Below are 24,156 nucleotides of genomic sequence, written 5' to 3' on the forward strand. Positions count from 1 at the left end.
CCAGTATTATCGTTATCCATCAGCATTATCGAGCAGTTGCTTTAAAAAGTTCAAAAAGGCCGTCTGAAAATCAAGCATCTATCTAAGTTGAAGTAAAATAAGAAAGATACAAGGCGGCAAGCTGAAGACAGTACAACTAGTATGGGACAGATGAACTTGGCGCTTTCAGCGCCTTAGTGAATCGTCCTCTTTGAGCCCTGCCGCAGCCAACGCTATAGGTTTCTTGTTTTAATTCACTATATAAAAAATCAAATCGGAGTAGGCATTATGTTGACCCAAACCCAACAGGTCGATCTGACCTTGCAACATCTGAAAAACTACGCGCTCGCGGCCTTGACGCCCAAGCAGCGGGAAACGGTTGAAAAATCGGCCGACTGGAAAAAGTTCGGCGAACGGCTGGCGGCGCATTTCCCCAAGCTGATGTATGAGTTGGATAATGTTTACGGCAGCAACGAAGCGCTTTTACCGATGCTGGAGCAGCTGATTTCAAATGCGTGGCAGAGCTATTCCGCGCGCGCTAAGGATTTGAAGAAAACCGATGCGGCGCGCGAGGAAAACCCGGATTGGATTTTGTCCAACAAACAGGTCGGCGGCGTTTGCTATGTGGATCTGTTTGCCGGTGACTTGCAGGGTTTGAAAGCGAAAATTCCGTATTTTCAAGAGCTTGGTCTGACTTATCTGCACCTGATGCCGCTCTTCAAATGCCCCGAGGGCAAGAGCGACGGCGGTTATGCGGTCAGCAGCTACCGCGAGGTGAATCCGGCGCTGGGCACGATTGACGATTTGCGCGATGTGATCGAAGCGCTGCACAAAGCAGGCATTTCCGCCGTGGTCGATTTTATTTTCAACCACACGTCAAACGAACACGAATGGGCGAAGGAATGCGTTTCCGGCAATCCGCTGTTTGACAATTTCTACTACATTTTCCCCGACCGCTGGATGCCCGACCAATACGACCGCACCCTGCGCGAAATCTTCCCCGACCAGCATCTGGGCGGTTTTTCGCAGCTTGAAGACGGCCGCTGGGTGTGGACGACGTTTAATTCGTTCCAATGGGATTTGAATTACAGCAACCCGTGGGTGTTTAACGCGATGGCGGGCGAGATGATGTTCCTTGCCAATCTGGGCGTGGACATTCTGCGCATGGACGCGGTGGCGTTTATCTGGAAACAGATGGGCACGAGCTGCGAAAGCCTGCCGCAGGCACACGCTTTAATCCGCGCGTTTAACGCCGTGATGCGCATCGCCGCGCCGGCAGTGTTTTTCAAATCCGAAGCGATTGTCCACCCCGACGAAGTGGTACAGTACATCGGGCAGGACGAATGCCAAATCGGCTACAACCCGCTTCAGATGGCCTTGCTGTGGAACACGCTGGCAACGCGCGAAGTCAACCTGCTCCAGCAGGCGCTAACCTACCGCCACAACCTGCCCGAACACACCGCATGGGTGAATTATGTGCGCAGCCACGACGACATCGGCTGGACGTTTGCCGACGAAGACGCCGCGCAGTTCGGCATCCACGGCTACGACCACCGCCAATTTCTCAACCGCTTCTTCGTCAACCGTTTCGACGGCAGCTTCGCGCAGGGCGTGCCGTTCCAATACAATCCGGCAACGGGCGACTGCCGCGTCTGCGGTACCGCCGCCGCGCTGGCCGGTTTGGCGCAGGGCGACCCGTTTGCCGTCGACCGCATCAAGCTGCTGTACAGCATCGCCTTCAGCACGGGCGGCCTGCCTCTGATTTACCTCGGCGACGAAGTGGGTACGCTCAACGACAGCGAATGGGAAAACGACAGCAACAAAAGCGACGACAGCCGCTGGGCGCACCGTCCGAAATTCGACGAAGAACTCTACGCCCAACGCCACGACGCTTCGACCAACGCAGGCAAAATCTATCAGGGCTTGCGCCATATGATCGAAATCCGCCAAACCAACCCGCGCTTCGACGGAGGCCGTCTGACCACGTTCAATACCAACAACAAACACATCATCGGCTACCTGCGCAACAACGCGCTGCTGGCATTCGGCAACTTCAGCGAGTTCCCGCAAACCATCAGCACCGCCACTTTGCAGGCCATGCCCGCCAAAGCCAAAGACCTGATCAGCGGCGAAACCGTGGCGCTGAATCAGGATGTGGTGTTGCAGCCGTATCAGGTGATGTGGCTGGAAATCGCCTGAAGTTGAATCGGGTTTGAACATGTTTTAAAGATTAAAAACGGAGGCCGTCTGAATATTCAGACGGCCTCATTCAGGAGCCTACATGCTTCAAGCTGCCGCCGTTTCCACTTTGTTCATGCTGTTACTCAGCCTTGCCAATCTGGCCGAACAAAAGAAATTCAAAATTTCACTGCGGTGTGCAGGCTGGGTTGTCTTCACCGTTCACAGCTATTTAATCAACAAAATGATTGATGCCGGCACTTTCGATTTCCGCTATTTCATTTTTATGGGGCTCGAAGCAGCAGCTTGTATCGCCGTGTCCAACCGGATTGCGGCAAAACGCGGTAACCGTTAAAACCAAAGGCCGTCTGAATTTTCAGACGGCCTTTCATCTATACTTTTCCCGTTGGCCCAAACTCAATTCGCGGCAAACGTATTACATTGATTGATATCCCCACTTTCCAAACCGCGTTTGAGCCAAGTCATGCGGTCGGCGGAGGAGCCGTGGGTGAAACTGTCGGGTACGACATAGCCCTGCGCCTGCTGCTGCAAACGGTCGTCGCCCACGGATTCGGCGGCCCGCATGGCTTCCTCCAAGTCGCCGGCTTCAAACAAATCCTGTTTGGCGGCGTAATGCCCCCACACGCCGGCGAAGCAGTCGGCCTGCAATTCCAGTTTGACCGAAAGCGCGTTGGCCTGCGTTTTGGCGACCTGCTGCTGCATTTGGTTGACTTTCGGCAACACGCCGAGCAGGTTTTGCACATGGTGGCCGACTTCGTGGGCAATCACATAGGCAAAAGCCGCGTCGCCCGAAGCACCGAGTTTGGTCTGCATATCTTTGTAAAACGACAAATCCAGATAGACTTTTTGATCGCCCGGGCAGTAAAACGGCCCCATCGCCGCCTGCCCCATACCGCAGGCGGTTTGCGTGCCGCCGGTGTAGAGCCTTAACGTCGTCGGCGTATATTTCTGACCGCGTTGGCTGAAATAGCTGCCCCACACGTTTTCGGTTTCCGCCAAAACGACTTTCGACATTTTCGCCAGTTTGGCTTCTTCTTCCGCGCTTAGGCTGCTCTGCTGCACCGCGCCGCTGCTCAACGAAGGCGTACCGACAATGCCGGACAGATCCACACCGTAGTACGCGCCGACCAGCAGCACGATGATGCCGATGATACCCGGCGTTTTACCGCCGCCTCCCCCGCCGCTGCCGCGGTGGTCTTCGACATTGGTGCTTTCCCGGCGCCCTTCCCATTTCATGATGTGTTCCTTATTGAAAAATTGAAAACAGTTTCCGCCATTATACGGCAATCCCGTGCGCATTTTGCGTGTTTACCGATAAACGGCGGGTTTTGCCGATGCCTGAGAGGCCGATACTTTTGCAAACATCAGAAATGTCCGTCCGGAGGCCGTCTGGAACGGTTAATCTCTCAACCGACGTCATTCCCGCGCAGGCGGGAATCCACGGTTAAAATCAAGCAACATTTTGTTTTAAAATAAGTTTCAGGAAATCAACTGTAGATTCCCGCCTGTTCGGGAATGACGTCCGTGAAAGTTTCAAACGGCCATCCTGAGTTTTTGCAACGGTTTCAGGCCGTCTGAAAAACCGGTTTGCCGTTTCCTTTTCAGACGGCATTCGGTTTAGAATAGCCCCACACCAACCCGAAAGGAGACAATCATGCAAGTTACTTCTTCCGTCATCGTCAATGGCGAATTTCCCGACAAATACGGCAAGCGCGGCAGCCAATTCAGCCCAAACGGCATGCCGACGTTTTCCGTTCCCTTTGAAATCAGCGGCGCGCCTGAAGGCACGAAATCTTACGCGGTGGTTTTGGACGACAAAGACGCGATTACCGCCAGCGGATTTGTATGGATTCATTGGCTGATTTCCGATTTGCGGCGCACAAGCGTGGCGGAAAACGAGAGCGTTTCCGCCACGGATTTCACGCAGGGGGCGAACAGTTGGGCGAGCGTTTTGGGCAAACTCGAGCCCGCTGAAGCCTCGTTTTACGGCGGAATGGCGCCGCCAAACTGCCGCCACCGCTACGATTTGACCGTGTATGCGCTGGATACGGTGCTGGATCTGCCTGCGGGCTTCCGTTTCAACGACCTGCATTATGCGATGCAGGGGCATATTTTGGATACGGCGGTGGTAACGGGAACATACGACGTCTGACCCCATTTCTATAGTGAATATTAAAATAAAAAATCTACTTCGTTGGCTGCGGCCGGGCTCAAAGAGGATGATTCGCTAAGGCGCTTTCATCTGTCCCGTACTAACCGTACTGTCTGCGCCTTGCCGCCTTATATCTTTCTTATTTTATTTAACTATAAATCAAGGCCGTCTGAAAACCTCTTGCCACACGCAGTCGGGTTTTCAGACGGCCTGATTCATATAACCGTTTTCTCTTTGATTACAACCAAGCATTCTTTCCTTTTTTCAGACGGCCTCGCTAAAGTAGCGCCGAAAATGATTCAATTCGGACTGTTTATGCGCCTTTTAAAAACTCCCAGCGTTTTGCCCGGCTTCAACATCAGCCTCGGCCTGACCGTGCTCTGTCTGTCGCTTCTGGTCGTTCTGCCCTTTGCCATGATGGCGGCGAAAGCGGCGGAAATCGGCTGGTCGGCGTTTTGGACGACGATTGCCGAGCCGAATGTTTTGGCGGCGGTGTGGCTGAGTTTGAAAATGTCGTTTTACGCGATGCTGACGAATATCGTCTTCGGCACGCTGGTGGCGTGGGTATTGGTGCGCTACGATTTTTGGGGCAAAAACATGGTCAACGCGCTGGTCGATCTGCCGTTTGCGTTGCCGACGGCGGTAACGGGCATTGCTCTGGCGACGCTGTATGCGCCGAACGGCTGGATCGGGCGGTTTTTCGCCGCCGACGGGGTGTTCGGCAAACTGGCGGGACATGAAATCAAGATTGCGTTTACCCCGATCGGGATTTGGATTGCGCTGGTGGTGGTAAGCCTGCCGTTTATCGTGCGCTCGGTGCAGCCGGTGTTGGAAGAGCTTTCCAACGAATATGAGGAAGCGGCGGCGACTTTGGGCGCCAACCGCTTCACCACCTTCCGCCGCGTGCTGCTGCCGGAAATCACGCCGGCGCTGATTACGGGTGCGGGCATGATGTTTGCGCGGGCGACGGGCGAATACGGCTCGGTGATTTTTATCGCGGGCAACATCCCGATGGTGTCGGAAATCCTGCCGCTGATCATTACGGGCAAGCTGGAACAGTTTGACGTGCAGGGCGCGTCGGCGGTGGCGCTGTTTATGCTGATGGTGTCGTTTGTGATTCTGTTTGCGCTCAACCTGATGCAGTGGGCCTTGAGCAAACGGGCGGGTGCGAAGGCTTAGGCCGTCTGAAAACCGAATCCGTCCATACCAAAACTTTACGCGGCATGAGGCCGTCTGAAAAAACAAACCATGAAAACCTACACTTCCAACCCCAATCTGACCGAGCCGCGCTGGCTGCGCCTGATGCTGACCGCCGCCGCGCTCGCTTTTCTGCTGCTGATGCTGGTCGTGCCGCTGGTGGCGGTGTTTTATGAAGCCTTGAAAGGCGGCTGGGAACTCTACCTGCAGGCTCTGACCGACAAGGAAGCGCTCTCTGCCGTGCGGCTGACTTTGCTGACGGCGGCGGTGGTTGTACCCGTCAACGCCGTTTTGGGCATTTCGATGGCCTGGCTGCTGACCCGCTTTGATTTCCGCGGCAAACAGCTTCTGACCACCCTGCTCGACCTGCCGTTTTCCGTGTCGCCCGTGGTGGCCGGTTTGATGTTTGTTTTGCTCTTCGGCGCGCACACCGCCTTTGGCGGCTGGCTGGAAGCGCAGGGCGTGCAGATTATTTTCGCCGTGCCGGGTATTATTCTGGCCACGCTGTTTGTGACCTTCCCGTTTGTCGCGCGCGAACTGATTCCGCTGATGCAGGCGCAGGGCGACAGCGAAGAACAGGCCGCGCTGATTTTGGGTGCGAGCGGCCGGCAGATGTTTTGGCGGGTCACCCTGCCCAACATTAAATGGGCATTGATTTACGGCATCATCCTCACCAACGCCCGCGCGATGGGCGAATTCGGCGCGGTCAGCGTCGTTTCGGGGCATATCCGCGGCGAAACCAACACCATCCCGCTGTTGGTCGAAATCTTCTACAACGAATACAACTTCACCGGCGCCTTCGCCCTCTCGGGCGTACTCGCGCTGCTCGCATTGGCCACGCTGGCCGTGCAAAACTTCATTACCAACCGTCAAGAGAAAAAACTCGCCGCCGCGGAGAGAAGCGCATGAGCATTACCATCCAAAACCTCAACAAACACTTCGGCAGTTTCCACGCGCTGAAAAACATCAACCTGATTGTGCCCACCGGCAAACTCGTTTCCCTGCTCGGCCCCTCCGGCTGCGGAAAAACCACACTACTGCGCATTATCGCCGGTTTGGAAAACGCCGACGGCGGCAGCATCTTTTTCGACGGCAACGACGTGACCGCCAAACATGTGCGCGACCGCAAAGTCGGTTTCGTGTTCCAACACTACGCCCTCTTCCGCCACATGAACGTCTTCGACAACATCGCCTTCGGCCTGACCGTATTGCCGAAAAACAAACGCCCGGGCAAAGAAAAAATCAAAGCCAAAGTCGAAGAGCTGCTGGGTTTGGTGCAACTTTCCCACCTCGCCAAATCCTATCCGCACCAACTTTCAGGCGGCCAACGCCAGCGCGTCGCACTCGCCCGCGCACTCGCCGTATCGCCCAAACTGTTGCTGCTCGACGAACCCTTCGGCGCGCTTGACGCCAAAGTGCGCAAAGAATTACGCACCTGGCTGCGCGACATCCACCACGAGCTCGGCGTTACCAGCATCCTCGTAACCCACGACCAAGAAGAAGCGCTGGAAGTTTCCGACGAAATCGTCGTCATGAACCACGGCCACATCGAGCAAACCGGTGCCCCCACCGACATCTACCGCCACCCCGAAAACGCCTTCGTTACCGAATTTCTCGGCGAAACCGACGCTTTCGAAGGCTACATCGAAAAAGGCATGTGGCAATACGGCTGCTTCGGCTGGAAACTCGACGTCCACTACCAATGGCAGGAACAGACTGCCGTCGGCTACATCCGCCCCCATGAATGGCGCACCGCCCGCGCAGACGAAACCCCCATGTTCACCGCGCCCGTCACCAAAATCCACGCCGTCGGCGCCCTCACCCACATCACAGTGAAACACGGCAAACAAGACGTCCACATCACCCTCGGCGGCAGCGACGCCGCCAAACTGGACTTGGCCGAAGGCAAAGCGCTCCCGCTCGTTCCCAAGCAGATTTATATCTTTTCGCAGAATGAGTTGATCGAATATACGATTTGAGCGGATTGGGGAATATGGAAAGGCTGTCTGAAACTTCAGACGGCCTGATTACATTGAACATTGTCAACAATCGGCGCATAATTCCTGCTTTCATCCCATGCCGTCTGAAAAAGGAAACGACCATGCAAAACTACCTGACTCCGAATTTTTCCTTCGCCCCCATGATTCCCGAGCGCGCGCTGGGCAGCCGCGTGTGGGATATCGGGGGGCGCGAGTATATCGACCTGTCGGGCGGGATTGCGGTCAACGCGCTGGGGCACTGCCATCCCGATTTGGTCGCCGCGCTGGCCGAACAGTCGCAGAAGCTGTGGCACATTTCCAATATCTACACCACGCAGCCGGCGCAGGATTTGGCGAAAAAGCTGGTGGAAAACACCTTTGCCGACAAAGTGTTTTTCTGCAACTCGGGTGCGGAAGCCAACGAAGCGGCGCTGAAACTCGCCCGCAAACACGGGCGCGACCGCTTCGGCGAAAACAAACACGAAATCGTCGCCTGCCTCAACAGTTTCCACGGCCGCACGCTGTTTACCGTTTCCGTCGGCGGCCAGCCCAAATACAGCCAAGACTACGCGCCGCTGCCGCAGGGCATCCGCCATGTGCCGTTTAACGACGTCGAAGCGCTTAAAGCCGCCGTCGGCGGACAAACCTGCGCCGTCATCATCGAGCCGATACAGGGCGAAAGCGGCATTCTGCCCGCCACCCGCGAATACCTCGAAGCCGCGCGCGAGATGTGCGACCGCCACGGCGCGCTCTTGATTTTCGACGAAGTGCAAACCGGCATGGGGCATACGGGCAAACTGTTTGCCTATGAGCATTACGGCGTTGTGCCCGATATTTTGAGCAGCGCCAAAGCGCTGGGCGGCGGCTTCCCCATCGGCGCGATTCTGACCACCGACCAAATCGCCTCCACCTTCGGCCCGGGTACGCACGGCTCGACCTTCGGCGGCAACCCGATGGCCTGCGCCGTCGGCAGCCGCGCGTTTGACATCATCAACGCCCCCGAAACGCTCGCCCACGTTGAAACGCAGGGCAAAAAACTGCAAACCGCGCTCGCAGCGTTGGGCAAAAAAACCGGCGTGTTTGAAGAAATCCGCGGCATGGGGCTGCTCATCGGCTGCGTTTTGGCCGGACCCTACAAAGGCCGCGCCGGCGAAATCACCGCCGCCGCCTTGAAACACGGCCTGATGGTTTTGGTCGCCGGCGCAAACGTCGTCCGCCTCGCCCCAAGCCTGCTGTTAAGCGACGAAGACATGGAAGAAGGGCTGAAACGGCTGGAAGCCGCGCTGGAAGGCTGGTTGGAAGCCAATCATTAACCGATATTTTTCAAAAAAAGGCCGTCTGAATTTTCAGACGGCCTCCCAACTTTCAGTTGGTTGTACAAACATTTTATGCCCACTCGGCTCTTCCCGGTCTTCTATAAAATGAATTGACATGATCAAGAGTCAGATCCCATAAAGTAATGGTACAACCGAAACCACCGGAAACCTGTGCCAAGTCTTTGACGGTCAATGTTTTCATGATTCAAACTCCTTGAGAAGGTTTGTCAAACAGACATTACTGCACGCAATGTCTGTTAATTATGACTCTTTTTTGACATTAAAGTTTTGCCTTTTTATGTTAAATTCCGTCGGTCAACCATAACATTCTTTATAAATTTAAAGCAGGCCGTCTGAAAAAACTTTTTCGGACGGCCTCAAATATTGTGTACGACTCCGCCTTTCGGGGCGAACGGCAGTGTCTGCGGAATGAAGAAGAAAATCAGCCTAATTTTGCAACAATCCAGCCTTCCACGCTTTCCAGCGCTTCGGCCAGTTTCGCAACATCGCTGCCGCCTGCCTGCGCCAAATCGGGGCGGCCGCCGCCTTTGCCGCCGATTTGTTCGGCAACGGTTTTGACGAGGTCACCGGCTTTGACTTTGGCGGTGAACGGTTTTGAGACGCCGGCGCAGAGTGAGACTTTGCCGTCGTTTACGGCGGCGAGCAGCACGACGGCGTTGTCGGCTTTGCCGGTGAGGTCGGTAACGATGTCGCGCAATGCGCCTGCTTCGGCGTCGATTCGGGCGACGATGAGTTTGGCGGTCCCCAGGTCTTTCGCGTTGTCAAACAAGGCCGCGCCTGCGTATACTGCCAGCTCGGATTTGGCTTTGGCGAGCTCTTTTTCCAGCGCTTTGGTTTGCGCGGCGTTGGCTTGGATTTTCGCCAATACGTCTTTTTCGGTTTGCGCTTTCACTTCGGCGATGATGTCTTTGACCAAACGCTCTTGGTTTTGCGCCCAATTCAAGGCGTTCAGGCCGGTGATGGCTTCGATACGGCGTACGCCTGCAGCGATACCGCCCTCCGAAATGATTTTAAACAAACCGATGTCGCCGGTACGCGCAACGTGCGTGCCGCCGCAGAGCTCGGTGGAAAATTCGCCCATCTGCAATACGCGCACTTCGTCGCCGTATTTTTCGCCAAAGAGCATCATCGCGCCGGTTTTTTGCGCGTCTTCCATGCTCATGCTTTGCGCGCTCACGGCAACGTTGGCCAGAATCGCTTGGTTCACGCGGCGTTCGACTTCGACGATTTCCTCGGCGGTAACCGCTTGCGGATGGGAAATGTCGAAGCGGGTGGATTCGGCGGTCACCAGCGAGCCTTTTTGTTCGACGTGACTGCCCAATACGTCGCGCAGGGCGCGGTGCATGAGGTGGGTGGCGCTGTGGTTGCGCATATTGGCGTTGCGCACATCGTTGTCAACCTGCGCGGTTACGCTGTCGCCGACTTTCAGACGGCCCGAGGTCTGTAGGCCGAACTGGCCGAATACGGCGGCTTTGATCTTTTGGGTGTCGCGCACTTCAAAGCGGTTGCCGTCTGAAAAGATGAAGCCGACGTCGCCGACTTGGCCGCCGGATTCGGCGTAAAACGGGGTAAGGTCGATGACGACGGCACCGCTGTCGCCTTCGCTCAGTTCATTAACGGCTTCGCCGTCTTTATACAAAGCGATGATTTTGGCTTGCAGCTTGCGCTCGGTGTAGCCTTTGAACACGGTATCCTGGCCGTCGTAAGCCAGCTTGGTATCGGCTTTGAAGTTTTGCGCGGCGCGGGCGCGGGCGCGTTGGGCTTCCATTTCGCGCTCGAATCCCTCTTCATCCAAATCAATGCCCAACTCACGCGCCATATCGGCAGTCAAATCATATGGGAAACCGAAAGTATCGTAGAGTTTGAAGACGTGTTCGCCCGGAATGATGAGTTTGCTGTTGGCGATGTTGTCATTCAGATAGACATCCAGCGCGGCGGCAAACGGTTTGTCCTCTGTCTGAACGTCGGCGTGTTCGATAATGTCCTGCAAGCCGATGACCAGTTTTTCATTCAGACGGCCTGCCTCCTGTGTAGCCAATACGACTTGTTTCGTTCCCGCCGCATTACGCGACGCGGCGGTAAACTCGATGCCGTCTGAAGTTTTCAGTTTCAGCGGTTTGCCGCTGTTTTCAGACGGCAGCAGGCTTTCCAACTTCATAAATTTCATGCCGTTCAATACCTTATTGAACAATTCCAAGCCTGTTTCCAGAGTTTGACCGAAACGCTCTTCTTCGCTGCGCAGTGCTTCGGTAATTTTGGTCTGATACTCTTTCAATTCAGGGTAGGCATCACCCATTTCTTTCACCAAATCGGCAACCAATTTGTAGAAAAACGGTTTTTTCTGACCCAATTTGTAACCGTGGCGCACGGCACGGCGGATAATGCGGCGCAACACATAACCGCGGCCTTCGTTGCTGGGCATCACGCCGTCGGCAATCAGAAACGAGCATGAACGGATATGGTCGGCAATCACTTTCAGGCTCGGCTCGTCCATACTGAACGGTGCGCCGGTTTCCCGCGCCACGGCTTTAAGCAGGTCTTGGAACAGATCGATTTCGTAGTTGCTGTGCACGCCCTGCATCACCGCGGCCATGCGTTCCAAGCCCATACCGGTATCGACGGAGGGTTTGGGCAGCGGGTGCATGTTGCCCTGCTCGTCGCGGTTGTACTGCATGAAGACGTTGTTCCAGATTTCAATCCAGCGGTCGCCGTCTTCCTCAGGGCTGCCCGGGATGCCGCCCCAAATCTCTTCGCCGTGGTCGTAGAAGATTTCGGTGCAGGGGCCGCAGGGGCCGGTGTCGCCCATCTGCCAGAAGTTGTCGGAGGCATAGCGCGCGCCTTTGTTGTCGCCGATGCGCACGATGCGCTCGGGCGGCAGGCCGATTTCGTTGAGCCAGATGTTGTAGGCTTCGTCGTCTTCAGCGTAAACGGTGGCCAGCAGTTTTTCTTTGGGCAGGTTGAGCCATTCTTTGCCGGTGAGGAAGCCCCAGGCGAAATGGATGGCGTCGCGTTTGAAATAGTCGCCGAAGGAGAAGTTGCCCATCATTTCAAAAAAGGTGTGGTGGCGGGCGGTGTAGCCGACGTTTTCCAAGTCGTTGTGCTTGCCGCCGGCACGCACACATTTCTGCGCGGTGGTCGCGCGGGTATAGGGGCGTTTGTCGAAGCCGAGGAACACGTCTTTAAACTGGTTCATGCCGGCGTTGGTAAACAGCAGCGTGGGGTCGTCGTGCGGTACGAGCGAGGAAGAGCGCACGATTTGGTGGCCGTGCTGTTCGAAATATCGGAGGAATTTTTGGCGGAGTTCGGAAGTTTTCATGGTGTGTTCCAATCGGTTTAAACGTTTTCAGACGGCCTTATCCTTCCGGCAGGCCGTCTGAAGAATCCAAGTAAAAGAATGGCGTGTATCTTACCGCAAAACTGCCGCTCAAACCATATCCGCAGGCCGTCTGAAACATATAACCAAAGCCGATAAGATAAGTAAAATCCATTCTTTCCGCTTTTTTCAGACGGCCTTTATGATGCACGCCTCACAAACCCAAACGACTGCCGAACCATGAGCCATTTTCCGATTTTCGCCGACCTGCGCGACCGCGCCGTTTTGCTGGCGGGCGCAGGCAAAGTTGCCGAACGCAAAGCCCAAAGCCTGTTGGACGCAGGTGCGAAAGTGCGCGTGGTCGCCAAAACTCTCAACTTCCAATTTCAAAAATGGGCGGACGAAGGAGAAATCATCTGGCTGGGCGGCGAATTTTGCGAAGAACAGCTTGACGACGTTTTCCTGATTACCGCCGCCACTTCCGACCATGCCTTCAACCGCCGCATTTTCGACGCCGCCGAAGCGCGCGGCAAGCTCTGCAACACGGTCGATACCGCGAATTTGTGTTCGTTTATCGTGCCCGCGCTGGTTGACCGCGGCCCGCTGAAAATCGCCGTTTCCAGCGGCGGCACATCGCCCGTATTGGCGCGCAAATGGCGGCAGATCATTGAAACGCTGGTGCCGCTGCATACGGGCAGAATGGCGGAAATTGCCGGAAAATGGCGCAGCCATATAAAAAGCAGAATCGAAGGCACGGAAAACCGCCGCCGTTTTTGGGAAAACCTGTTCGACAGCCGCTTTTCCGCCCTGACCGCACAAGGCGATACCGAAGCGGCGGAAACCGAATTGACCGCGCAACTCGAAAACTTCGCCCCGACGCGCGGCGAAGTGGTGCTGGCGGGTGCCGGCCCCGGCGATGCGGGTCTGCTGACGCTGCACGCCTTGCAGGCCGTCCAAGCCGCCGATGCGGTTTTCTACGATGCACTGGTTTCAGACGGCATCATGGCGATGGTGCGCAAAGATGCGGAAAAAATCAGCGTCGGCAAACGCGCGGGGCTGCACCATGTCCAGCAGGAAGAAACCAACCGCCTACTGGTGGAATACGCGCAGAAAGGGCTACGCGTGGTGCGGCTCAAGGGCGGTGATCCGTTTGTATTCGGGCGCGGCGGCGAAGAAGCGCAGGTCTTGAAACAGGCCGGCATTCCCTACCGCATCATCCCCGGCATCACCGCCGCGCTCGGCGCCACCGCCTACGCCGGCATCCCGCTGACCCACCGCGGCTGCGCCCAAAGCGCGCTGTTCGTCACCGGCCACAGCAAACACGACGGCAGCGAACCCGACTGGCGCACGCTGGCCTTGAGCAAACAAACATTGGTGGTTTACATGGGCACGCTCAAAGCCGCCGAAATCACGGAAAAACTCATCGCCCACGGCCGCAGCGCCGATACCCCCGTCGCCGTCATTTCCAACGGTACGCTGCCCGAACAAAGCGTGTTGTCAGGCCGTCTGAAAAACCTGCCCGAACTTGCCGAAAAAGCCCCGCGCCCCGCGCTGATGGTCATCGGCGAAGTCGCGGCGCTGCGGGAAGAATTGAAATGGTTCGGCGAACGTGGGCGGACGTAACCGCAGGGTTTGTTCACACACTAAAAATCAGGCCGTCTGAAAATTTTCAGACGGCCTGATTTCTTCCCTGCCGTTACCGGCGCCAAGCAACTTACCCACAGGTAAAAAATATAATATTCTTTAAAAACAGATTATTAAAATAAATATTTCCCAACCGGAAAGATACGGCTTGAGTTATCCACAGCCAACCCTATATACCGTTTATCAGAAAATATTTCCACAAAAGGATACCGAAAGATGAGATTCGACAAACTGACCGCAAAATTCCAACAAGCCCTGCAAGAGGGTCAAAGTCTGGCGCTGGCTGCCGACAACAGCTATCTGGAAGCGGGGCATGTTTTGAAAGCCCTGCTCGACGACCCAAACAGCGGCGCATCGGCACTGCTGGCGCATGCTGGCGTGAACGTGGCGCAGGTAAAAACGCAGTTGCAGCAAACTTTAAACAGCCTGCCGAAAGTATCCGGCCAGGGCGGCGAAGTGCTGCCCAGCCGCGAGTTGCAGGCGGTGTTGAACCTGATGGACAAGGCCGCTGCCAAGCGCGGCGATGCCTATATCGCCAGCGAACTTTTCCTGCTGGCGCTGGTTCAGCAAAACGACGCCACCGGCAAAATCCTGAAAAACGCCGGTGCGACCGAACAGAATATCAACGCGGCGATTGATGCCGTGCGCGGCGGGCAGACGGTGGACGACGCCAACGCGGAAGACCAGCGCGAAGCCTTGAAAAAATACACGCTGGATTTAACCCAACGAGCCCGCGAAGGCAAGCTCGATCCGGTCATCGGCCGCGACGACGAAATCCGCCGCGCGATTCAGGTATTGCAGCGCCGCACCAAAAACAACCCCGTTTTAATCGGCGAGCCGGGCGTGGGCAAAACCGCGATTGTAGAAGGCTTGGCGCAGCGCATCGTCAACGGCGAAGTGCCCGAATCGCTGCGTAACAAACGTTTGCTGGTATTGGATTTGGCCGCGCTGATTGCGGGCGCGAAATACCGCGGCGAATTTGAAGAACGCTTGAAAGGCGTGTTGAACGACTTAGCTAAAGACGACGGCAACACTTTGATTTTCATCGACGAAATCCACACCCTCGTCGGCGCAGGCAAAACCGACGGCGCGATGGATGCGGGCAATATGCTCAAACCCGCGCTGGCACGCGGCGAGCTGCACTGCATCGGCGCGACCACGCTGGACGAATACCGCCAATACATTGAAAAAGACGCCGCGTTGGAACGCCGTTTCCAAAAAGTTTTGGTCGGCGAACCGAGTGTGGAAGACACTGTCGCCATTCTGCGCGGTTTGCAGGAGCGTTACGAAATCCACCACGGCATCGACATTACCGACCCGGCCATCGTCGCCGCGGCGGAATTGAGCGACCGCTACATTACCGACCGTTTCCTGCCCGACAAAGCCATTGATTTAATTGACGAAGCCGCCAGCCGCATCAAAATGGAACTGGATTCCAAACCCGAGCAGATGGACAAACTCGACCGCCGCATCATCCAGCTCAAAATGGAAAAAATGCACGTCGAAAAAGAAAGCGACGACGCCAGCAAAAAACGCCTGGAACTCATCGACGAAGAAATCGACGGCCTGCAGAAAGAATACGCGGATCTAGACGAAATCTGGAAAGCCGAAAAAGCCGCATCTGCGGGTACGGCCGACATCAAAAAACAAATTGATGATTTGAAAGTCAAAATCGAGCAGGCCAAACGCCAAGGCGATTTTGCCCGTGCTTCCGAGCTGGAATACGGCGAATTGCCCAAACTCGGCCAACAGCTCAAAGCCGCCGAAGGCTCGGCCGATAAAAAACAGACCAACAAACTGTTCCGCACCGAAGTCGGCGCCGACGAAGTGGCCGAAATCGTGTCGCGCATGACCGGTATTCCGGTGAGCAAAATGATGGAGGGCGAGCGAGAGAAACTCTTGAAAATGGAAGAGGTATTGCACGACCGCGTGGTCGGCCAAGACCAAGCCGTGCGCGCCGTTTCCGATGCCATCCGCCGCAGCCGCAGCGGCCTTTCCGACTCGAACAAACCCTACGGCAGCTTCCTGTTTTTAGGCCCGACCGGCGTAGGTAAAACCGAGTTGTGCAAAACGCTGGCCGGATTCCTGTTTGACAGCGAAGACCATTTAATCCGCATCGATATGTCGGAATACATGGAAAAACACGCCGTCGCCCGCTTGATCGGCGCGCCTCCGGGCTACGTCGGCTACGAAGAAGGCGGCTATCTCACCGAACAGGTACGCCGCAAACCGTACAGCGTAATTCTGCTCGACGAAGTGGAAAAAGCGCATCCCGACGTGTTCAACATCCTGCTGCAAGTGCTGGACGACGGCCGCCTCACCGACGGACAAGGCCGCACGGTGGACTTTAAAAACACCGTCATTGTGATGACTTCCAACATCGGCAGCCAGCACATCCAGCAGATGGGCACCGCCGATTACGACGCGCTCAAAGAAGTGGTGATGGAAGACGTGAAAGAGCATTTCCGCCCCGAGATGATCAACCGCATCGACGAAGTAGTGGTGTTCCACGGCCTCGATCAGGCCAACATCCGCAGCATCGCCAAAATCCAGCTCAAAGGCTTGGAAAAACGGCTGGAACACATGGGGCTGCATCTGGAAGTGGACGAATCCGCGCTCGATACCGTCGCCAAAGCCGGTTTCGACCCCGTGTACGGCGCCCGCCCGCTCAAACGCGCGATTCAGGCCGAAATCGAGAATCCGCTCGCCAAAGCGCTGCTCGAAGGCCGCTATGCACCGGAAAGCACAATCCGCGTGAAAGCCGAAAACGGAAATCTGGTGTTTGCCTGATTCGGGTTTGATTTGAAACAGAGGCCGTCTGAAAATGTTCAGACGGCCTTTATTTTGTCAGTCACTTTCCGCCTGCCGCTTTCCATATTCGGATATTGGGCAGGCGCTACCCTACTCTTTCACCAACCGCCGCTCGTAAACCGCCTGCGCCAGCGTGCCGGCATCGACGTATTCGAGTTCGCCGCCCAGCGGGATGCCGCGCGAGAGGCGGCTGACTTTGTAGGGCAGGTTTTTGAACAGTTCGGCGAGGATGTAGGCGGTGGCGTCGCCTTCGGCGGTGAAATTGGTGGCGATGATGATTTCTTCGACTTCGCTTTCCTGCAATCGTGTGACGAGTTTGTCGAGCGCGATGGCGGAAATGTCCATGCCCTGCGCGGGGCTGATCTGCCCCATCAGGACGAAATACAGGCCGTCGTGGCAGTTGGCGATTTCCATATTGGAAACGTCGGCGGGCATATGCACAATCATCAGACGGCGGCGGTCGCGGCTTTCGTCGGCGCAGATGTCGCACAAATCGGCCTCGCAGAAGGTATTGCACATTTTGCAGTGGTGTACCAGCCTCAGCGCGTTTTGCAGCGCATCAACCAATTCCTGCGCCTCTGTGCGCTTGTATTGCAAAAGCTGGTGCGCCATGCGCTGCGCGGATTTGGGGCCGACGTTGGGCAATACTTTCAGGGCGTTGGTCAGGCGGGTAAAGGCATCGGGTTGTTTGCTCATGTTTTTTTCAGACGGCCTAAGTGGAACAATCGGATTGAGACCATTGCAAAAAATCAAAAAGACCGTCTGAAATCTTCACGGACGTCATTTCCGCCTGCGCGGGAATGACGCCGTTTGAAAACTCAATCTTTTCAGACGGCCTTCAGGCAGATGTTTCTGATTTTTTCAAAAATCCCGTGCAAATTATAAACGAAAAAACGGCCGGGTTTCCCCGACCGCTTTGCCGCGCTGCGTTTATTCGCCGCCAGCGTTGACTTTCTGCGCGCCCTGTTCGCGCTTGAGGTTTTTGCTCAGATATTGCAGCAGGGCGTCAAACGCATTGTTGGTTTCATGCGTCAGCAAAGCCTTTTTGGCAGCGGGGATTTGCGAAGCGGCATTTTCCGGCGCGCTGATACTCTGCACTTCGATAATCACGGGCGCGGGCAGACCTTGCAGCAGCGCGTAGGCCGGTTTGCCGCCTGCGGGGCGGGCTTTGACCAGCTCGGCGTAGGCTTCGGGCGGCATCGAACCGCGCGCCTGTTCGGCGGTCAGTTTTTCCACACCCGACCAGTTTACTTGGGAGGGTTTGCCGGCATTGAGCGCAGCCAGCGCTTCCTGCGCTTTTTTCTCGGCCAGTTTCACCGCTTCGCTGCGCAGATAGGCGGTGCGCACTTCTTCCTTCATTTCGGCAAACGGCGCGGTTTTCTCTTCGCGCACTTCTTTGGCGCGAACAACCCAAACGGTGTTCGGATCAACCGTTACCGGCTCGGAATTGTGTTTTTTCTTCAAAACGTCGTCGCTGAAAATCACGTTGAGCAATTCGTCGGACATCCCTGCGGCTTTGCCGTTGGATTTGTTCAGCCATTCGTCGGGTGCGGTCAGTTTCAAATCCAGTTTTTCCGCCACTTCGGCCAAGCTGTTGGGATTGTTGAACGCTTCTTCGGCGAGTTTTTCTTTGGCTTTGTTGAATTCCGCCGCTGCTTTTTTCAGCTTCAGGTCTTCGGCAATCTGCTCTTTTTCCTGAGCGTAATCCACTTTGTCCTGGATGTTCAAAATGGTAATGATGTGATAGCCGAAGGCCGTCTGAACGACTTCGCTGATCTGCCCTTTGGGCAGGGTAAAGGCCACGTCCTCAAATTCCTTGCCTAAGCCGCCGTCTTTGGGCAGATAGCCCAGATTGCCGCCTTTTTCTTTGGATGCGGGGTCTTTGGAATATTGTTTTGCCAACGCGGCAAATTCAGACGGCTTGGCTTTCACTTGCGCGTAAACTTTGTCCGCCTCTGCTTTGGCGGCGGCGCGGGCAGCGTCGTCGGCATCTTGCGCAACGGGGAAGAAAATGTGCGCGATTTCGCGGCGCGGCGTCATGGTTTTGGCTTGTTCGTCAAAGGCTTTGCGGACTTCCTCTTCGGAAACGGTCTGTTTGGCCGCCAAGTCTTTGTTGCTCAAGGCCACATATTCGATTTTGACTGCCTGCGGAATCAGATAATCTTTTTTGTGCGCATCGTAATAACGCTGCAAGGCCGCATCGTCCACCTTAATCTGCGCGGCGAAGGCTTCGGGGCTGAAGGTCGCCGAGCGGATGGTGCGCGTTGCCTGCGTCAGGTTGATGACTTGCGAAGCCTGCGCGTCGCTGACGATGGTGCCGTTTTGCACCAGATTGATCAGGTTTTGCAGGCCGAACTGCTGGCGCACATCTTCGACAAACTGGTCTTCGCTCATGCGGCGCTGCTCAAGATACTGCGTCAGCATCGCCTGGCTGAATTTGCCCGAAGCGTCGTGAAACGCAGGGTCATCGACAATAATCTGTTTGACTTGTTCCTGAGAAACCGCAATCCCCATCAGCTTCGCGCCCTGCGTCAGGTAAGCGCGCTGGACGAGCTGTTGGAACACCGCATCGCGCGACTCGTTGCCGCCCTGCGCCTGAATGTTTTGCATGGCAGCGTTCAGCTCATGCTCGCTGACTTTCTGGCCGCCGATTTTGATGATGTAGTCCGCGCCCGGATTGGCCACGGTGCTGACACCGAAGCCGACGAAGGTCACGGCAATCAGACCCAAAAGAATCTGCGCGGGTACTTTGAATTTTTCTACGGTATGGAACATATTGTTTTCAATCAAACGGATAAACGAAAGGCGTGTATTGTAGCGTGTTTTCAGGCGCGGCGCATCTTTCGGACGGCCTGCGGCTGAAATCACTAAGGCCGTCTGAAAATATTCACTCCGCCCGTTTTTCAGACGGCAAAAACCGCCCGATACGCTACTTCCGAAAAGCCGGCGTAAAACTGCCCGTCTTTCGCCAAAACCGGCCGCTTGATCAGGCTCGGGTTTTCCGCCATCAAAGCCACCGCCCCGCCCTGATCCGCCGCCGCAGCCTGCGCGGCCGCATCAAGTTTGCGCCAAGTCGTGCCGCGCTTGTTGAGCAGCGTTTCCAACGGAATCTGCGCAAGCCACGTTTCAATCAAATCCGCCGTCGGCGGTGTTTTCTTAAAATCGAAAAATTCATAGGCAATGCCGTTTTCCTCCAGCCAGCGGCGGGCTTTTTTCACCGTATCGCAGTTGGGGATACCGTAGAGCTTCGTCATTTGCGTTCCTTATAGCAAACAAAACAGCTGCATTTTAAACCCGCACGCGTGCAGTTTTCTACCGCCAAACAAATGCGGTAAAATGGCCGCAGCCTAATTCCCCGATATAACAATCACTTATAAAACCATCATACAGAAAGACAGCAGCATGAAAAAAATCCTCTTCCCTGCGCTGGCCGCCCTCGCCCTCACCGCCTGTTCAGACGGCAAACCCGACAACAAACTCTTTGAAAAAACCATCAACCGCATCGCCGAAAAACAAGGCGTCTGCCTGCCCCTGATTCTCAACGTACAGCATCCGCAGGCCAACGCCGCGTTCAGCCAAACCTTCCTCGGCGCGCCCGAAATCCGCCTGGCGGAAAAAGACCAAAACGGCAAAGCCATCAACCAAACCGCCATCAAACAGATGGATTTGATGGAAGACGAAGATTTTTACGAACAAAGCGACATCGAAATGCCCGCACCCGGCGGCAAAACCGTCAGCGGCCGCCGGTACACTCTGACCGATGAAGGCAAAGAACGTGTCCGCACCACGCGGCCCGACACCCCCGATTTCTGCATAGGCCGTTTGAAAGTCAAAAAAATCAACTGGTTCACCGAACCTTCCCCCGCCAACGGCATGACCGTTTCCCGCGTTTCCTATCAAGCCGAATTTATTCCCGAAAACTGGCTGGAAGACCTGATTAAAGCCGGCGGCGGCAAAATGCCGCTGGAAAGCGAACAGTCCGAAACCGCCACGCTGGTGAAAACCGGCGACGGCTGGCAGGATGCCGCCGCGGTGAAACAGCAATAAACCGTCCCGTTTTCAGATAAAGTTTCAGCCAAAGTTTCAACAGCCTGCCCGGCCTGCAAAACATGCGGACAAATCAGGCCGTCTGAAAAAACTACCGCCCTTTCATCAGGAAATCCCATGTCCGCCCAAGCCCTCTTTTCCAAACAACGCGACCTCGCCGTTGAAACCTTTCTCGCCAAACAGCAACCCGCCGTGTTTTTCGCGCAATACGGCGTGGCGGTGGAAGTGCTGCTCGCGGCCTTGTGGCAGCCGCTGGCGGGCGAAAAAGATTTGTGTCTGCTGGCCACGGGCGGGTTCGGGCGCGGGGAACTTTACCCTTATTCGGATTTGGATTTGGCCGTCGTCTCTGCCGTGCCGGTTTCAGACGGCCTCAAGGAAAAAATTGCGGATTTTGTGCAGACTTTGTGGGACATGAAACTGATGCCGTCTGTAAAAAGCGGCAGCACGGAAGAATTGTGTCAGAGCGTGGCGGAAGACATCACGGGCGACACGGCGTTTATAGAGGCGCGTTTTCTTTTCGGCAGCAAAGACTTGGCGGCGCAAACGCTGGCGCGGATGAATGCTCAGCGCGACGTCGGCGCATTTGTCGAAGCCAAGATGCTGGAAATGCAGCAGCGTCATGCCAAATCGCAGGGTTCGGGCGCAGTGTTGGAACCGAACGTCAAAACCTGCCCCGGCGGCCTGCGCGACATCCACACCATGCTGTGGCTGGCGAAAGCGCAGGGTTTGGACACCAAACTTTCTTCGCTTGTCGGACAGGGCATCCTCACGCGCGACGAGGCGGCGATGCTGACGCAGGGCTACAGACAGCTTTCCGTCATCCGCATCCATCTGCATTTGTGTGCCAAACGCGCGCAAGAGCGGCTGATTTTCGATTTACAGAGCCAAACCGCCGACAGCATGGGTTTGCAAGACGGCGGCGGACAGCGTAAAAGCGAAAAACTGATGCGGATTTTCTACCGCGCGGTCAAGTCCGTGATGCAGCTCAACGGCATTCTGCTGCCCATGCTGCAAAACCGCATCGGCGGCGGCGAAGCGCAGCTTGGCGAAGAAATCGACGCGGATTACCGGCGCACCGGCCGGCAGATTGCCGCCAAAGACACCGAAATTTTCCGCCGCGACCCGATGCAGATTTTCAATATCATCCGCCTCTTGCAAAGCCGCAGCGACATCACCGCCATCGAACCGCAAACGCTGCGCGCGTGGTGGGGCGCGAGCCGCGACATCGGCCGCGCGTTTTACGGCAATCCCGCCAACCGCCGCCTGTTTGCCGGATTTTTCCGCCACGGCGACGGCCTGACCCACATCCTGCGTTTCCTCAACCTCTACGGCGTATTGGGGCGCTACCTGCCCGCATGGGAAAAAATCGTCGGCCTGCTGCAACACGATTTGTTCCACATTTATCCCGTTGACGACCACATCCTCACCGTCGTCCACAATATGCGCCGCCTCTCGCTGGAAGCGCGCAGCCACGAGCACCCGTTTGCCTACGCGCTGATGCAGTCGTTCGGCGACCCCGCCGTGCTCTATCTCGCCGCCTTTTTCCACGACATCGCCAAAGGGCGCGGCGGCGATCATTCCGTCGAAGGCATTGAAGATGCGAAACAATTTGCCGCCGACCATTTCTTGAGCAGCGACGAAGGCGAACTTTTGGCCTGGCTGGTCGAACACCATTTATTGATGTCCGCCGTTGCCCAAAAAGAAGACACGCAAGACCCCGAAGTCGTCGCCGCGTTCTGCCGCCGCGTCAAAACCCACCGCCGCCTCGCCGCCCTCTACCTGCTCACCGTCGCCGACATCCGCGGTACCAACCCGAAATTGTGGAACACCTGGCGTGCCAGTCTTTTAGAAAGCCTGTTCCACGCCGCCGACCGCCACCTTTCCGGCAACGGCGGCAGCCCCGACGACGTATTCGACCGCCGCCAGCGCGAAGCCGCCGCCCTGCTGACCCGCGCCGGTGCGCCCGAAAAACAGCAGCAGAAACTCTGGAAAGTATTGGGTTCGGCCTATTTCGTCCGCCACCAAACCCGCGAAATCCTCTGGCACACCGCCAACCTCGTCCACGATTTCAAAACCCCGCTCATCCGCAGCCGCATCCTGCCCAAAAGCGACACCTTTCAAGTCATGGTGTTCATGCCCAACGGCGCCCGCCTGTTTGCCCGTCTCTGCCGCATTTTCAGCCGGCACGGCTTCGACATCCTCGCCGCCCGTGCCTTCATCACCGAACACGACTATATCCTCGACACCTTCATCGTGCAGATTCCCCCCGGGCACGACCCCGGCGACTACCCAGACATCCAAAGCGCGCTCGAAGCCGAGTTAAACAGCTTCATCCACGGATACAGCGTACTCGACAGCCAAAACTACGACTACCGCATCAGCCGCCGCGGCCGCTACATGGCCGCCGCGCCGCTGGTCGCCATCAGTCAGGAAGAAGACTATCCCGGCTGGTTTACCGTCGAAATCACCGCCGTCAACCGCGCCTACCTGCTCGCCGACATCGCCGAAGTCTTCTTCGCCCACCAAGTCAGCCTGCGCTACGCCAAAATCGCCACCCTCGACGAGCGCGTCGAAGACAGCTTCATCGTGTACAGCACCGTTTTGGACAACCCGAAAAACCAGCTCGCGCTCAAACAGGCGCTGTTGGAACAGTTGTCGGTGTGAATGCGGAAAGGCCGTCTGAAAAACGACAGCGGTTTTCAGACGGCCTTTTTGATTCCATCACTGTAGGTCGGATTCTTGAATCAGACTGGAAATAACCCCGAAGCAGCTAAAGAGCCTAATCTCCGCAATAATAAAAACACCTGTCTAAATGCCGTCTGAAAACAAACTGTTCCCAATGTTTACACGGAGCCCGCCATGAAATTCCGCCATCTTACCCTGTGTCTCACCGCAACCGCCCTCGCCGCCTGCGGGCAAAAATCCGACGCGCTGCAACAAAGCGCGCCCGCCGCGCCTGCTTCTGCCGCACAGCCCGCCGCTGTATAATCCGCCCCCGCTACACCGCAAGCCAAACCTACTGCGTCGCAGCCATCGTCGGCAGCAATCTGCGCGCACAAGGCGGTGATCTGAGTGCGCAAACCAGCGGTCTGACCGGCAAACGCAGCGGGTTCGACATTGAAATCAAACTCTCCGCCGACGTATTGTTCGACTTCGACAAAGCCGTATTGAAACCCGAAGCCGACCCCGAACTTGAGCGCGCCGCCAAAGTGATTCGCGAAAAAGGCCGGGGCGAAGCGCTCATCGTCGGCTACACTGATGCCAAAGGCAGCGACGGCTACAACCCAAAACGCTCCAAAGCGCGCGCCGACGCGGTAAAAGCATGGTTTGAAGCACACGGTGTTGCCCTGCCGATACGGACCGAAGGCTGCGGCGCCGCCGATCCCGTCGCGCCGAACACCAGTCCCGACGGCAGCGACAATCCGGAAGGCCGTGCGAAAAGCCGCAGGGTGGAAGTCTTGGTCAATAAAACCAAGCAGCTGGGCGAATAAAAAAACA

19 protein-coding genes are annotated in these 24,156 nt (G+C 56.2%); 12 read left to right on the forward strand and 7 right to left on the reverse strand.

The window, feature by feature from the left end; translation table 11 throughout:
• Nucleotides 1-267: 267 nt before the first annotated feature.
• Both BG910_RS00095 and BG910_RS00100 read left to right on the forward strand, forming a co-directional pair.
• A complete protein-coding gene (locus BG910_RS00095) occupies nucleotides 268-2,178 on the forward strand; it encodes an alpha-amylase family protein (RefSeq protein WP_089035080.1) in 1,911 nt (636 codons plus the stop codon).
• 82 nt (nucleotides 2,179-2,260) lie between these two features.
• The gene (locus tag BG910_RS00100; protein ID WP_089035081.1) at nucleotides 2,261-2,512 is read left to right on the forward strand and encodes a hypothetical protein; all 252 of its coding nucleotides are present in this window, start codon (nucleotides 2,261-2,263) and stop codon (nucleotides 2,510-2,512) included.
• 62 nt (nucleotides 2,513-2,574) lie between these two features.
• Here BG910_RS00100 and ypfJ read toward each other — a convergent pair whose 3' ends face one another.
• Nucleotides 2,575-3,414 carry a KPN_02809 family neutral zinc metallopeptidase gene (ypfJ, locus tag BG910_RS00105; protein ID WP_089035082.1) on the reverse strand — a complete coding sequence of 280 codons (840 nt, stop codon included), beginning with the start codon at nucleotides 3,412-3,414 and terminating at the stop codon, nucleotides 2,575-2,577.
• A 418-nt stretch (nucleotides 3,415-3,832) separates the two neighbouring features.
• Between ypfJ and BG910_RS00110 the strand changes: the two genes are divergently transcribed.
• The 5 genes from BG910_RS00110 to BG910_RS00130 all read left to right on the forward strand — a co-directional run bounded on the left by BG910_RS00110 (nucleotide 3,833) and on the right by BG910_RS00130 (nucleotide 8,819).
• A complete protein-coding gene (locus BG910_RS00110; RefSeq protein ID WP_089035083.1) occupies nucleotides 3,833-4,330 on the forward strand; it encodes a YbhB/YbcL family Raf kinase inhibitor-like protein in 498 nt (165 codons plus the stop codon).
• A 315-nt stretch (nucleotides 4,331-4,645) separates the two neighbouring features.
• Nucleotides 4,646-5,509: a sulfate ABC transporter permease subunit CysT gene (gene cysT, locus BG910_RS00115; RefSeq protein WP_089037055.1), complete on the forward strand. Its 864-nt coding sequence runs from the start codon at nucleotides 4,646-4,648 to the stop codon at nucleotides 5,507-5,509.
• A 69-nt stretch (nucleotides 5,510-5,578) separates the two neighbouring features.
• Nucleotides 5,579-6,436 (forward strand): sulfate ABC transporter permease subunit CysW, encoded by an 858-nt coding sequence (gene cysW, locus BG910_RS00120; protein ID WP_089035084.1) that lies wholly within the window; start codon nucleotides 5,579-5,581, stop codon nucleotides 6,434-6,436.
• Nucleotides 6,433-7,506, forward strand: coding sequence for a sulfate/molybdate ABC transporter ATP-binding protein (locus BG910_RS00125; RefSeq protein WP_089035085.1), 1,074 nt, complete (start codon nucleotides 6,433-6,435; stop codon nucleotides 7,504-7,506). The genes cysW and BG910_RS00125 overlap by 4 nt, the downstream gene beginning before the upstream one ends.
• A gap of 122 nt (nucleotides 7,507-7,628) precedes the next feature.
• A complete protein-coding gene (locus tag BG910_RS00130; RefSeq protein WP_089037056.1) occupies nucleotides 7,629-8,819 on the forward strand; it encodes an acetylornithine/succinyldiaminopimelate transaminase in 1,191 nt (396 codons plus the stop codon).
• Nucleotides 8,820-8,892: 73 nt separating this feature from the next.
• Here the strand turns inward: BG910_RS00130 and BG910_RS00135 are convergent, their stop codons facing one another.
• From BG910_RS00135 to BG910_RS12925, 3 genes are all read right to left on the reverse strand, one after another.
• Complete coding sequence (locus tag BG910_RS00135; RefSeq protein WP_089035086.1) at nucleotides 8,893-9,024, reverse strand: bacteriocin; 132 nt, start codon at nucleotides 9,022-9,024, stop codon at nucleotides 8,893-8,895.
• Between the two features lie 240 nt (nucleotides 9,025-9,264).
• Nucleotides 9,265-12,159 (reverse strand): alanine--tRNA ligase, encoded by a 2,895-nt coding sequence (alaS, locus tag BG910_RS00140; protein ID WP_089035087.1) that lies wholly within the window; start codon nucleotides 12,157-12,159, stop codon nucleotides 9,265-9,267.
• A gap of 37 nt (nucleotides 12,160-12,196) precedes the next feature.
• Nucleotides 12,197-12,331, reverse strand: coding sequence for a hypothetical protein (locus BG910_RS12925; RefSeq protein ID WP_269766457.1), 135 nt, complete (start codon nucleotides 12,329-12,331; stop codon nucleotides 12,197-12,199).
• 65 nt (nucleotides 12,332-12,396) lie between these two features.
• Between BG910_RS12925 and cysG the strand changes: the two genes are divergently transcribed.
• Nucleotides 12,397-13,779, forward strand: coding sequence for a siroheme synthase CysG (gene cysG / locus BG910_RS00145; protein WP_089035088.1), 1,383 nt, complete (start codon nucleotides 12,397-12,399; stop codon nucleotides 13,777-13,779).
• A gap of 237 nt (nucleotides 13,780-14,016) precedes the next feature.
• Nucleotides 14,017-16,590 (forward strand): ATP-dependent chaperone ClpB, encoded by a 2,574-nt coding sequence (gene clpB / locus BG910_RS00150; RefSeq protein WP_089035089.1) that lies wholly within the window; start codon nucleotides 14,017-14,019, stop codon nucleotides 16,588-16,590.
• Between the two features lie 111 nt (nucleotides 16,591-16,701).
• Here clpB and recR read toward each other — a convergent pair whose 3' ends face one another.
• From recR to BG910_RS00165, 3 genes are all read right to left on the reverse strand, one after another.
• The gene (recR, locus tag BG910_RS00155; protein WP_089035090.1) at nucleotides 16,702-17,307 is read right to left on the reverse strand and encodes a recombination mediator RecR; all 606 of its coding nucleotides are present in this window, start codon (nucleotides 17,305-17,307) and stop codon (nucleotides 16,702-16,704) included.
• A 234-nt stretch (nucleotides 17,308-17,541) separates the two neighbouring features.
• Nucleotides 17,542-19,386: a SurA N-terminal domain-containing protein gene (locus BG910_RS00160; protein WP_089037057.1), complete on the reverse strand. Its 1,845-nt coding sequence runs from the start codon at nucleotides 19,384-19,386 to the stop codon at nucleotides 17,542-17,544.
• Between the two features lie 128 nt (nucleotides 19,387-19,514).
• Nucleotides 19,515-19,865, reverse strand: a complete 351-nt coding sequence (locus BG910_RS00165; RefSeq protein WP_089035091.1) for an ArsC family reductase — start codon at nucleotides 19,863-19,865, stop codon at nucleotides 19,515-19,517.
• A gap of 148 nt (nucleotides 19,866-20,013) precedes the next feature.
• On the opposite strand from BG910_RS00165, the gene BG910_RS00170 reads away from it, so the two are divergent.
• The 3 genes from BG910_RS00170 (at nucleotide 20,014) to BG910_RS00180 (ending at nucleotide 24,149) form a co-directional block, all read left to right on the forward strand.
• Entirely contained in the window at nucleotides 20,014-20,658 is a 645-nt protein-coding gene (locus BG910_RS00170) for a lipoprotein (RefSeq protein ID WP_089035092.1), read from the forward strand.
• A gap of 117 nt (nucleotides 20,659-20,775) precedes the next feature.
• On the forward strand, nucleotides 20,776-23,322 hold the full coding sequence (glnD, locus tag BG910_RS00175; protein ID WP_089035093.1) for a [protein-PII] uridylyltransferase: 2,547 nt from the start codon (nucleotides 20,776-20,778) through the stop codon (nucleotides 23,320-23,322).
• A 218-nt stretch (nucleotides 23,323-23,540) separates the two neighbouring features.
• Nucleotides 23,541-24,149: an OmpA family protein gene (locus tag BG910_RS00180; protein ID WP_157693993.1), complete on the forward strand. Its 609-nt coding sequence runs from the start codon at nucleotides 23,541-23,543 to the stop codon at nucleotides 24,147-24,149.
• Nucleotides 24,150-24,156 lie beyond the last annotated feature (7 nt).

Source organism: Neisseria chenwenguii, assembly GCF_002216145.1.
GTDB classification, from domain to species: Bacteria; Pseudomonadota; Gammaproteobacteria; order Burkholderiales; family Neisseriaceae; genus Neisseria; species Neisseria chenwenguii.

Excerpts from the sequence above, each read along its gene's own strand:
- recR (WP_089035090.1), bottom strand. The coding sequence starts at position 17,307 with ATGAGCAAACAACCCGATGCCTTTACCCGCCTGACCAACGCCCTGAAA.
- BG910_RS00135 (WP_089035086.1), bottom strand. The coding sequence starts at position 9,024 with ATGAAAACATTGACCGTCAAAGACTTGGCACAGGTTTCCGGTGGTTTC.
- BG910_RS00160 (WP_089037057.1), bottom strand. The coding sequence starts at position 19,386 with ATGTTCCATACCGTAGAAAAATTCAAAGTACCCGCGCAGATTCTTTTG.
- BG910_RS00170 (WP_089035092.1), top strand. The coding sequence starts at position 20,014 with ATGAAAAAAATCCTCTTCCCTGCGCTGGCCGCCCTCGCCCTCACCGCC.
- cysG (WP_089035088.1), top strand. The coding sequence starts at position 12,397 with ATGAGCCATTTTCCGATTTTCGCCGACCTGCGCGACCGCGCCGTTTTG.
- BG910_RS00165 (WP_089035091.1), bottom strand. The coding sequence starts at position 19,865 with ATGACGAAGCTCTACGGTATCCCCAACTGCGATACGGTGAAAAAAGCC.
- cysT (WP_089037055.1), top strand. The coding sequence starts at position 4,646 with ATGCGCCTTTTAAAAACTCCCAGCGTTTTGCCCGGCTTCAACATCAGC.
- BG910_RS00110 (WP_089035083.1), top strand. The coding sequence starts at position 3,833 with ATGCAAGTTACTTCTTCCGTCATCGTCAATGGCGAATTTCCCGACAAA.
- BG910_RS00130 (WP_089037056.1), top strand. The coding sequence starts at position 7,629 with ATGCAAAACTACCTGACTCCGAATTTTTCCTTCGCCCCCATGATTCCC.
- clpB (WP_089035089.1), top strand. The coding sequence starts at position 14,017 with ATGAGATTCGACAAACTGACCGCAAAATTCCAACAAGCCCTGCAAGAG.
- BG910_RS00125 (WP_089035085.1), top strand. The coding sequence starts at position 6,433 with ATGAGCATTACCATCCAAAACCTCAACAAACACTTCGGCAGTTTCCAC.
- ypfJ (WP_089035082.1), bottom strand. The coding sequence starts at position 3,414 with ATGAAATGGGAAGGGCGCCGGGAAAGCACCAATGTCGAAGACCACCGC.
- BG910_RS12925 (WP_269766457.1), bottom strand. The coding sequence starts at position 12,331 with ATGGATTTTACTTATCTTATCGGCTTTGGTTATATGTTTCAGACGGCC.
- cysW (WP_089035084.1), top strand. The coding sequence starts at position 5,579 with ATGAAAACCTACACTTCCAACCCCAATCTGACCGAGCCGCGCTGGCTG.
- alaS (WP_089035087.1), bottom strand. The coding sequence starts at position 12,159 with ATGAAAACTTCCGAACTCCGCCAAAAATTCCTCCGATATTTCGAACAG.
- BG910_RS00095 (WP_089035080.1), top strand. The coding sequence starts at position 268 with ATGTTGACCCAAACCCAACAGGTCGATCTGACCTTGCAACATCTGAAA.
- BG910_RS00100 (WP_089035081.1), top strand. The coding sequence starts at position 2,261 with ATGCTTCAAGCTGCCGCCGTTTCCACTTTGTTCATGCTGTTACTCAGC.
- glnD (WP_089035093.1), top strand. The coding sequence starts at position 20,776 with ATGTCCGCCCAAGCCCTCTTTTCCAAACAACGCGACCTCGCCGTTGAA.